Below are 8980 nucleotides of genomic sequence, written 5' to 3'. Positions count from 1 at the left end.
CATCCAAGGATTATCTCTTGAATTAAATAATTTTGCTGATTAATTTAAGATCAAATAAATTGTACGTTTTTTGATTTATGACGGAAGTCTAGTTATTTATGAACAAACAGTTGCATGGGGCGATATGGATGCCTTTGGATATGTCAATAATGCCATGTATTACCGTTATGTCGAAAGTGCACGTCTAGCTTATTTAACCCAATTAGAAATTCTCACTGAATCGGTATCTACCGTAGTGGCATCCAATCAGTGCCGTTATTTAAAACCCGTGGTTTTTCCTGATCATTTAAAAGTGGCAGCACGTATTGAAGAAATCCGTAATAGTGCAGTTAGAATGCAATATGTATTATGGAGTGAAAAACAGCAAAGTATTGTGGCTACTTCAGAAGCAGTGATTGTCTGTGTCGATAAAAAGACCATGCAGAAAACAGAAATTCCGGAACATATTCGCGAAAAAATCAAAGCACTTGAATTAAGCGTTCAACATGAAATTTAAAAATGAATGAAGCATTTTATTTTGTAATTTTTTTTAAACTTTATTGTTATTGCTTTAAGGTTTTATATTAGACTTCTTGCGTTAGTCAAAATTTAAACAGCATAAAGCTACATTTAATAAGGTTTTAGCCAATTCAAAAATTAGGTAAAACGATACTTTCGCAAGAGGTCTATTGAATGTTTTATTTAATATAAATATGATGGGGCTATTATTTAATAAAATGAATAATATTATTTTTCGGAGAGCATTATGCCAGATATTACGCATTTATCAGTAGAAGAGTTAAAACGTTTACAAGCAGAAGCAGAATCGCTGATTGCTTCAAAAAAAGATCAAGAAATTGAAGACGCTTATCAGCAAATCTTGGCAGTTGCTGAGAAAGTTGGTATGACGGTTGAACAGTTACTTGAATTTGGTGCATCTAAGCGTAAGAAATCGTCACGTAAGTCGGTTGAACCGCGTTACCGTAGCAAAAGCAATCCGGACGATACCTGGACTGGCCGTGGTAAACAGCCGCGCTGGTTGGTGGCTGAATTGGAAAAAGGCGCAAAGCTGGACGATTTCCTGATCTAAGCCTTCATTTGATCTGGTCATTAGGCTGTCATACAGACAGTCTAAGATGATTAAACCAAGCATACCTGCTTGGTTTTTTTATATCTATGAATTGGCGTTGGCAGAAAAGTGTGCATAATGTGTGGGTATAAGGGGAAAATTATAAATGGGGATTTGGACTTGAGCGATTGGTCGTGGTGGGGATGAGCAGTAAACCGAAAACTTTAAGATGGTTGATCCTTGCTCTTGTTGCATTTTTTATTTTTGTCGTATTACAAGTGCCAGCGGCCTGGTTAATTTCAAAATTTTATAAAAATAACCAGACTTTGCATAATGTAAACGGAAATATCTGGCAGGGAAGTGCGGACTGGAAAAAAGGCAATCTTCGGGGCAGTCTGAACTGGAAAGTACGGCCGCTGGATTTGCTGTTGCTGCGGGTTGGGGCACATGTGGATTTGCATAGTGGCAATACCCAGCTTTCCGGGATCATGGCCTATGGTCTGAATAAATCTTTAATTGTCAAAAATCTTGAAGGGCAGGTCGCGCCTGAAACCTTAAAAAAAGTTGCAGACTGGCAATGGCCGAGTACTGCGATTCAGTTTAAAGATCTGGATTTTAAATATAAAAAAGAACAGGGCTTCAGTCAGGTGGCTGGGCAAATGCAATGGGCGGGTGGTGAGCTGATTTATACCTTTGCCCAGCGTCAGGAACGCATGAATGTACCTGCCATGACTGGAAAACTCGCAGATGAAAGCGGACAGCTGTTAGTTGATGTTCGGGATAGTCGCGATCAACGTATGCTGAATATCAAGCTTGATCCGAGTCTGATGCTGGATATCCAGCTCACCCAGCGCTTTTTAATGAATGCACCTTCTTATGAAGGTAAAGCCGGATTAGATACCTATGTGATCAGTACCCGCCAACCCTTAATGGGAGGCTTGAACTGATGGCAGTTTCTCTGAATGATTTAAAAAATATTGAACTGAAACAGATCGATCGTGCTGCACCTGTGGTTTTGTTACTGCTCATTCTGTATCTATGCTGGAAGCTGGCGGCTTTGTTCTGGTTGCTGATAGCTCCACCCCAAGCCATGCAGCTGGATCGGGTAGAACTGGGTTCGCAACAGGCACAAATTCCGAATATCGGTGCATTTTCACTGTTTCAGGAAGTTGGGCAGTCTGTGGGTGCTATTGAAACTACCAATATCATTTTACAAGGGGTGGTGGTTGCCAGTCCAAGTTATAACTCTTCTGCGGTACTGAAAATTAATGATCAGGTCGATCGTTACCGTGTCGGGGAAATGCTAGCCAATAGCGGTTTTGAGTTGGCTGAAGTGTATTGGGATCGGGTTATTTTACGTCGATCCACAGGTGCTACTCAGGAAGTCTTATTCAAAGGTCTGGAAAATGGCTTGAATCAGCCGATTGTGCCGGAAACATCAGCCTCTTCAAGTTCAATGCCTGCTATGCCTTCTAATAGTGGTATGCCTGAGCAGCCTTCGCCACAGAATGAAATTGGTCGGGCCATCCAGCAGATGCAGGAAAACAAAGACCAGTATTTACAGAATATGGGGGTGAGTGCAGCAGATGGTAGTTATGAAGTGACTTCACGGACGCCGGCTGCACTGCGTAATCGCCTGGGTTTAAGACCGGGCGACCGGATTTTGTCTTTAAATGGCCAGACGCTGAGCCAGGGACAGACCGAAGCACAATTACTGGAACAGGCCCGACGTGAAGGTCAGGTCAAACTCGAAATAAAACGTGGTGATCAGGTGATGACCATACAACAAGATTTGAAGTGATGTGTCATCACGCATAGGGTTAGGAAACACGAAAGTTTATGGCTTTATTTAATAATAATCGATCAGCATGGGCATTCTGTGTGGCCGCACCGTTAATGGCTATGGTCAGTACGGCGAGTTATGCACAAACCTGGAAAATCAACCTTCGAGATGCTGACTTAACTGCATTCATTAATGAAGTGGCCGATATTACCGGCAAAAACTTCGCAGTCGATCCGCGGGTACGTGGCAACGTGACGGTCATCTCCAATAAAGCCCTGAATAAAAATGAAGTCTATGACCTGTTTTTAGGCGTACTGAATGTCAATGGTGTGGTGGCGATTCCTTCGGGTAACACCATCAAGCTGGTTCCGGACAGCAATGTCAAAAGCTCAGGCATTCCCTATGATGCCAGAAGCCGTGCCAGTGGTGACCAGATTGTGACCCGAGTGTTGTGGCTGGAAAATACCAATCCGAATGACTTGATTCCTGCATTACGTCCTTTAATGCCGCAGTTTGCCCATTTGGCGGCGGTGCCGGGTACGAATGCCTTAATTGTGTCGGATCGTGCCAGCAATATTTACCAGCTGGAAACCATTATTCGTAATCTGGATGGCACCGGTCAGAATGATATTGAAGCGGTGAGCTTGCAATCCAGTCAGGCCGAAGAAATGATTGGACTGATTGAATCCATGACTGCAACCGGTGGAGCCAAAGATGTCCGCGGTTCGCGGGTGCGGGTGATTGCAGATACCCGTACCAACCGGATCATCATCAAAGGTGATCCCACGACGCGCAAACGGGTGCGTCAAGTGATCGAAACCTTAGATGTGCCGGCTGCGGATCGTCTGGGCGGGTTAAAGGTTTTTCGTCTGAAATATGCCAGCGCCAAGAATCTTGCGGAAATCTTGCAAGGACTGGTGAGTGGACAGGCGGTGAACAGTAATTCAAGTACAGGCAGCACATCCTCAAGCTCGTCTTCGCTCAGTTCTGGCAGCAATTTAAATAACAACACTACCAGTACAGGCTCGAGTAGCAACACTTCTTCAGGCATTCAGTTGAATACTGGCATGAATAATGAGCAAGGTGGTATTACCAGCTTTAATGGCAATGGCGTCAGTATTATTGCCGATACCACACAAAATTCTTTGGTGGTGAAAGCAGATCCGCAATTGATGCGTGAAATTGAATCGGCGATTGACCAGCTGGATATTCGCCGTCAACAAGTGCTGATTGAAGCTGCGATTATTGAAGTGGAAGGAACCGATGCAGATCAACTCGGTGTGCAATGGGCCTTGGGGGATATCAGTAGTGGTATTGGTCTAATTAATTTTGATAATTTTGGTGCCAGTCTGAAAAATGTGGCAGCCGGTTATCTCACCGGTGGCGGTGCAGGTGCTGCAAGTGCTGTTGGTGCAGGAACTTCGCTGGTACTCGGTGATTATCGTGAAGGCAGTGATGGTTCTCGACGTCTGTATGGTGCGATGATTCAAGCACTCAAAGAAACCACCAAATCTAATCTGTTGTCTACCCCGTCAATTGTGACCATGGACAATGAAGAAGCTTATATTGTCGTGGGTGAAAACGTCCCCTTTGTTACTGGTTCGGTCTCTACAGGTGCAGCGGGTGTAGCCAATCCTTATACCACCATTGAACGTAAGGATGTCGGGGTCACTTTAAAGGTGGTTCCACATATTGGTGAGGATGGTACGGTACGCCTGGAAGTGGAACAGGAAGTTTCGGATGTCAAAGCCAGTAAAGGACAGGCGCAGGATCTGGTCACCAGCAAGCGAGCAATCAAAACCTCAATTCTGGCCGAACATGGACAAACTATTGTGCTTGGCGGTCTGATTTCGGATAACACCAGTTATGGACGCCAAGCAGTGCCTGGTCTGGGTGCGATTCCAGGCTTGGGGCGTTTATTCCGTTCTGAAGGCAAATCCAATCAGAAGCGTAACCTGCTGATCTTTATCCATCCAACCATTGTGGGGGATAAAAATGCAGTACGTAAACTGACCCAGCAACGTTATAGTCAGTTATATAGTCTGCAACTCGCCCTCGATTCAGACGGGAACTTCGCCAAACTGCCAGACAATGTCGAAGATGTGTATCAGCAGCGCATTCCGGTATCCAGAACGCCATTGCAGAACTCGACTTATCAAACTTTGCCGACAGCACCGGTTCAGACACAACCAGCCAATGTAGTCGTCACGCCGGTAGCAATAGAACCTGCATTACAGCCGCGAGTGGTTCAGCCGCTACAACAGGTAGAAAAAAGTAAAAATACCGTTACAACAACCACACTTAGACCCAAAAGCTAAGCCATTCGCATTTGCAGACAGCATGTTATGATAATGTCAAAGAGAACAGAGAAGTAACTTTCATGACTTGGAAAATACACGCGATTACAGGCGACTTAACAGGACAGGAAATTAGCATTGACCGTGACATGCTGGTGGGGCGTCATCAGGCGGCAGATATTGTTTTGCAGGCTGCGGAAATCTCCCGTAAACATGCGGCATTTTTACTAAAGGATGATGCGCTCTGGGTGCAGGATTTGGGTTCATCGAATGGCACTTTCGTCAATGATGTGCAAATTGCGCAGGAAACCTTATTAAAGCAGGATGACATTGTTCAGTTTGCCAGCTTGAAATTTTCAGTAATGGCGCCTGCGGCTGCAGTAGAGGTTCCAGCAGAAATTGAAGCAACGGCAGAAAAAGTCGTGGAACAGGTCGAAGTCGCTGAGCCTACACCTGCACAGCAAATGAATGATCAGGGAATGCCGGAACTGAAACATCGTGATGCTACGGTACAATTAACCCGTGATGGCATGCCAACCAATGTCGGTATTCCAAAACCGGCACCTATTCCGGAAGGCGTGGACATTAATGCGGTAAAACCAGAGCCTACCCCAATTCCGGTTGAGCAGCCTGTATCACGTGTAGAACAGGAAAAAGAAACCCAGAAAAATGTATCTGTAGGTTTGATTTCAGTGATTGTGCTGATTATTTTGGCAATTATGGCTTGGTTGTTGTTCAAATAAGCTGATGATTGGTTACAATCAAGGCATGCATAGCGCATGCCTTTTTTGTGGCTGCGCACATTATAAAAGAGGGTCGGGATGTCTATTGCACAATTAGAAAAGCGTGAACTGATCTTGTTTGATCTGGATGGTACCTTGGTGGATTCAGCACATGATCTGTATCGCGCCATGAATATGAGCCTGAATGTGCTGCAATTGCCTCTGGTGACCGAAGAGCAGGTACGGACCTGGGTGGGCAAGGGCACGTCGATATTCTGTGAAAGTGTACTACAGCATCTGGTCGGTGAAGTCACACCGGCACAGCATCAGGAGCTCTTAAACACTTTTCTGGATATTTATAATGTCGATCCCTGTGTCGATACCGTTCCTTTTCCGGGAGTCCTGAAATTTCTGGATTGGGCCAAAGCACAGGGTAAAACCCTGATTTGTGTGACCAATAAGCCTGAACTTCCTGCCCGCAGTATTCTAGATACCTTGGATATGGCTCATTATTTTGCCGATACCATTGGTGGCGACCGTTTTACTGAACGTAAACCGCATCCGCGCCAGTTGCTGCACTGTGTCGAACATTATGAGGTGAGCAAAGAACAGGTATTGCTCATTGGCGATTCTTCCAATGATGTCGAAGCCGCACGCCGCGCCGGGATTGATTGTGTTGTGGTCAGCTATGGCTATAATCATGGTGAAAATATTGCAGATTGTCAGCCACAGCAGATTGTGGATGATCTTAGAGAATTACTTGCCTAATACGCGTACTAAGGAAAGAAAATGAATAGTTGTAAGGTTTTTCGATGGCGTCGCTCAGTTCAATTTTATTTACATACTGAGTAACCCTAATTTAAAGAGAAAAACCGCATGACCACTCAAGCACAATTCCAAGAACTTGCTGCGCAAGGCTATAACCTCATTCCTGTTTATCGTCAGCGTCTGGCGGATACCGATACACCACTTTCTATTTTTGCTCGGCTTAAACAGCATCAACAGGCTTATTTATTTGAGTCCGTGGAAGGGGGAGAGAACTGGGCACGTTATTCGATTATCGGATTAGGTGAATCTACCGTATTTTCCTGCAATGCAGGCGAGCTGACGGTACAGCACGCAGATGCTTCGATTGAAAAGCAGCACTGTGCGGACCCATTTCAATATATTCGCGACTTTCAGGCGCAATTTAAGGTGCCAACCCAGGCAGAATTGCCGGACCTACCGAGTTTTACTGGTGGATTAGTCGGTTACTTTGGTTATGACGCGGTGCGTTATATCGAACCGAAATTAAAAAATGTGCCGGAAGCGGATCCGGTCGGCTTGCCAGATATCTGGATGATGCTGTCTAAAACAGTGATTGTCTTTGATAACCTGAAAGATACTTTATTCTTGATTGTACATGCCGATGCAACTGATCCAGTTGCTTATGAAAAAGCACATGAACAATTAAATGAATTAGAAAATATTCTGGCCACGCCCATCAGTCTTAAAGCTGAAAAACATACGCCGCCACATTTCGAGTCCCTCACCGGACATGACAACTTCATTGCCTCGGTAGAAAAAGTCAAAGAGTATATTCGTGCTGGCGATGTAATGCAGGTCGTACCCGGGCACCGGATGGTGTCTGACTTCGATGGAGACCCGCTACAGGTGTATCGTGCGCTGCGTCATCTCAATCCATCGCCGTATTTGTTTCTTGTGCAAGGGCAGACCTTGGAAAACAATACGCCATTCCATATTGTCGGCTCTTCTCCTGAAATTCTGTCCCGTCTGGAAAATGGTATTGCTACCGTACGACCGCTTGCGGGAACACGCCCACGCGGTAAAACCAAAGAAGAGGATCTGGCGCTTGAGGAAGACCTATTATCCGATGAAAAAGAAATTGCCGAACATGTCATGCTGATTGACTTGGGACGTAATGATGTAGGGCGTATCGCAAAAATTGGCAAAGTGCAGGTGACTGATCAAATGGTGATCGAACGTTATTCGCATGTGATGCATATTGTCTCCAATGTGCAGGGTGAAGTGCGTGATGATGTCGATGCTCTGGATGTTTTTAAAGCAACTTTCCCTGCTGGTACACTTTCAGGTGCGCCAAAAATCCGTGCCATGGAAATTATTGACGAAGTTGAGCCGGTAAAACGTGGAATTTTTGGTGGTGCTGTTGGTTATTTAGGCTGGCATGGCGAAATGGACATGTCGATTGCGATTCGTACCTGTGTCATTCGCGAAAATAAGGTCTATGTGCAGGCCGGAGCAGGGCTAGTTGCCGACTCAAATCCTGAATCTGAGTGGAATGAAACCCAAATAAAAGCTCGCGCAGTGATCAAAGCGGTTGAATTATCATCAAATGGTTTGATTTTATGAGTTTTTGACGTTTTTTTTGAAAAAAACACTTGCAAGGATTCTGAGTTTTGCTAAACTGCACACCGTTCCGATACGAAACGTACGAAACACTAAGAAACGCCGGCATAGCTCAGTTGGTAGAGCAACTGACTTGTAATCAGTAGGTCCACAGTTCGAATCCGTGTGCCGGCACCATCTTAGAAGTTTGGTAGTGTGAAGTAAAGAACAGCACTGATGTAAGTGTAAAAAATGGTGAGGTTCCCGAGCGGTCAAAGGGGGCGGACTGTAACTCCGCTACGAAAGTTTCGAAGGTTCGAATCCTTCCCTCACCACCAATTTTAAGACTTCAATAAGTGGTTTGTACCAACATCGTGCGGGAGTAGCTCAGTTGGTAGAGCGGTAGCCTTCCAAGCTACATGTCGCGAGTTCGACCCTCGTCTCCCGCTCCATTGAAGTACTAATATTTGCTCTTATAGCTCAGTGGTAGAGCACTCCCTTGGTAAGGGAGAGGTCTCGAGTTCAAATCTCGATAAGAGCTCCAGATTACAGTTTAGCAACTTTGTTGCAAAGAAATTCCAAAAGCAGGCTATTTAGTCTGCTTTTCAAGTATTTGGTGTTCGGTTTTTTTAAACGATATGTCGGAGCTGGGTTTTACTCAGAATTGTGTTCGACGTAAACGAGGAAGATTAACATGGCTAAGGCTAAGTTTGAACGTAATAAGCCACACGTTAACGTGGGCACAATTGGTCACGTTGACCATGGTAAAACAACTTTAACAGCT

9 protein-coding genes and 4 tRNA genes are annotated in these 8980 nt (G+C 44.9%); all 13 read left to right on the top strand.

The window, feature by feature from the left end; translation table 11 throughout:
- Positions 1 to 70: 70 nt before the first annotated feature.
- Entirely contained in the window at positions 71 to 496 is a 426-nt protein-coding gene (locus tag NI469_RS15200) for an acyl-CoA thioesterase (RefSeq protein ID WP_276534112.1), read from the top strand.
- Between the two features lie 246 nt (positions 497 to 742).
- Positions 743 to 1069, top strand: a complete 327-nt coding sequence (locus NI469_RS15195; protein ID WP_026055760.1) for an H-NS histone family protein — start codon at positions 743 to 745, stop codon at positions 1067 to 1069.
- A gap of 182 nt (positions 1070 to 1251) precedes the next feature.
- Entirely contained in the window at positions 1252 to 1995 is a 744-nt protein-coding gene (gspN, locus tag NI469_RS15190) for a type II secretion system protein N (protein WP_071852112.1), read from the top strand.
- Complete coding sequence (locus NI469_RS15185) at positions 1995 to 2849, top strand: type II secretion system protein N (RefSeq protein ID WP_044113058.1); 855 nt, start codon at positions 1995 to 1997, stop codon at positions 2847 to 2849. Before gspN ends, NI469_RS15185 begins: the two co-directional genes overlap by 1 nt.
- 38 nt (positions 2850 to 2887) lie before the next feature.
- Complete coding sequence (gspD, locus tag NI469_RS15180) at positions 2888 to 5149, top strand: type II secretion system secretin GspD (protein WP_253175632.1); 2262 nt, start codon at positions 2888 to 2890, stop codon at positions 5147 to 5149.
- A 62-nt stretch (positions 5150 to 5211) separates the two neighbouring features.
- Positions 5212 to 5871 (top strand): FHA domain-containing protein, encoded by a 660-nt coding sequence (locus NI469_RS15175; protein WP_004729299.1) that lies wholly within the window; start codon positions 5212 to 5214, stop codon positions 5869 to 5871.
- A 78-nt stretch (positions 5872 to 5949) separates the two neighbouring features.
- A complete protein-coding gene (locus NI469_RS15170) occupies positions 5950 to 6618 on the top strand; it encodes a phosphoglycolate phosphatase (protein WP_253146621.1) in 669 nt (222 codons plus the stop codon).
- Between the two features lie 108 nt (positions 6619 to 6726).
- Complete coding sequence (trpE, locus tag NI469_RS15165) at positions 6727 to 8220, top strand: anthranilate synthase component I (protein WP_253175631.1); 1494 nt, start codon at positions 6727 to 6729, stop codon at positions 8218 to 8220.
- Positions 8221 to 8318: 98 nt separating this feature from the next.
- Positions 8319 to 8394 (top strand) — tRNA-Thr (locus NI469_RS15160).
- A 56-nt stretch (positions 8395 to 8450) separates the two neighbouring features.
- A tRNA-Tyr gene (locus NI469_RS15155) sits at positions 8451 to 8534 on the top strand.
- Between the two features lie 38 nt (positions 8535 to 8572).
- Positions 8573 to 8648 (top strand) — tRNA-Gly (locus NI469_RS15150).
- A 17-nt stretch (positions 8649 to 8665) separates the two neighbouring features.
- A tRNA-Thr gene (locus NI469_RS15145) sits at positions 8666 to 8740 on the top strand.
- Positions 8741 to 8890: 150 nt separating this feature from the next.
- The coding region (locus tag NI469_RS15140) for a GTP-binding protein (protein WP_072292276.1) at positions 8891 to 8980 on the top strand (90 nt) is incomplete at its 3' end.

Source organism: Acinetobacter lwoffii (assembly GCF_024129735.1).
Taxonomy (GTDB): Bacteria; Pseudomonadota; Gammaproteobacteria; order Pseudomonadales; family Moraxellaceae; genus Acinetobacter; species Acinetobacter lwoffii_H.
Note: the sequence above shows the minus strand (reverse complement) of the source record. Positions and strands in the feature narration are given on the sequence as shown.

What these genes read in the sequence shown, in the direction of transcription:
- NI469_RS15185 (WP_044113058.1), top strand. Translation starts at nt 1,995, where the DNA reads ATGGCAGTTTCTCTGAATGATTTAAAAAATATTGAACTGAAACAGATC.
- NI469_RS15175 (WP_004729299.1), top strand. Translation starts at nt 5,212, where the DNA reads ATGACTTGGAAAATACACGCGATTACAGGCGACTTAACAGGACAGGAA.
- gspN (WP_071852112.1), top strand. Translation starts at nt 1,252, where the DNA reads ATGAGCAGTAAACCGAAAACTTTAAGATGGTTGATCCTTGCTCTTGTT.
- NI469_RS15170 (WP_253146621.1), top strand. Translation starts at nt 5,950, where the DNA reads ATGTCTATTGCACAATTAGAAAAGCGTGAACTGATCTTGTTTGATCTG.
- gspD (WP_253175632.1), top strand. Translation starts at nt 2,888, where the DNA reads ATGGCTTTATTTAATAATAATCGATCAGCATGGGCATTCTGTGTGGCC.
- trpE (WP_253175631.1), top strand. Translation starts at nt 6,727, where the DNA reads ATGACCACTCAAGCACAATTCCAAGAACTTGCTGCGCAAGGCTATAAC.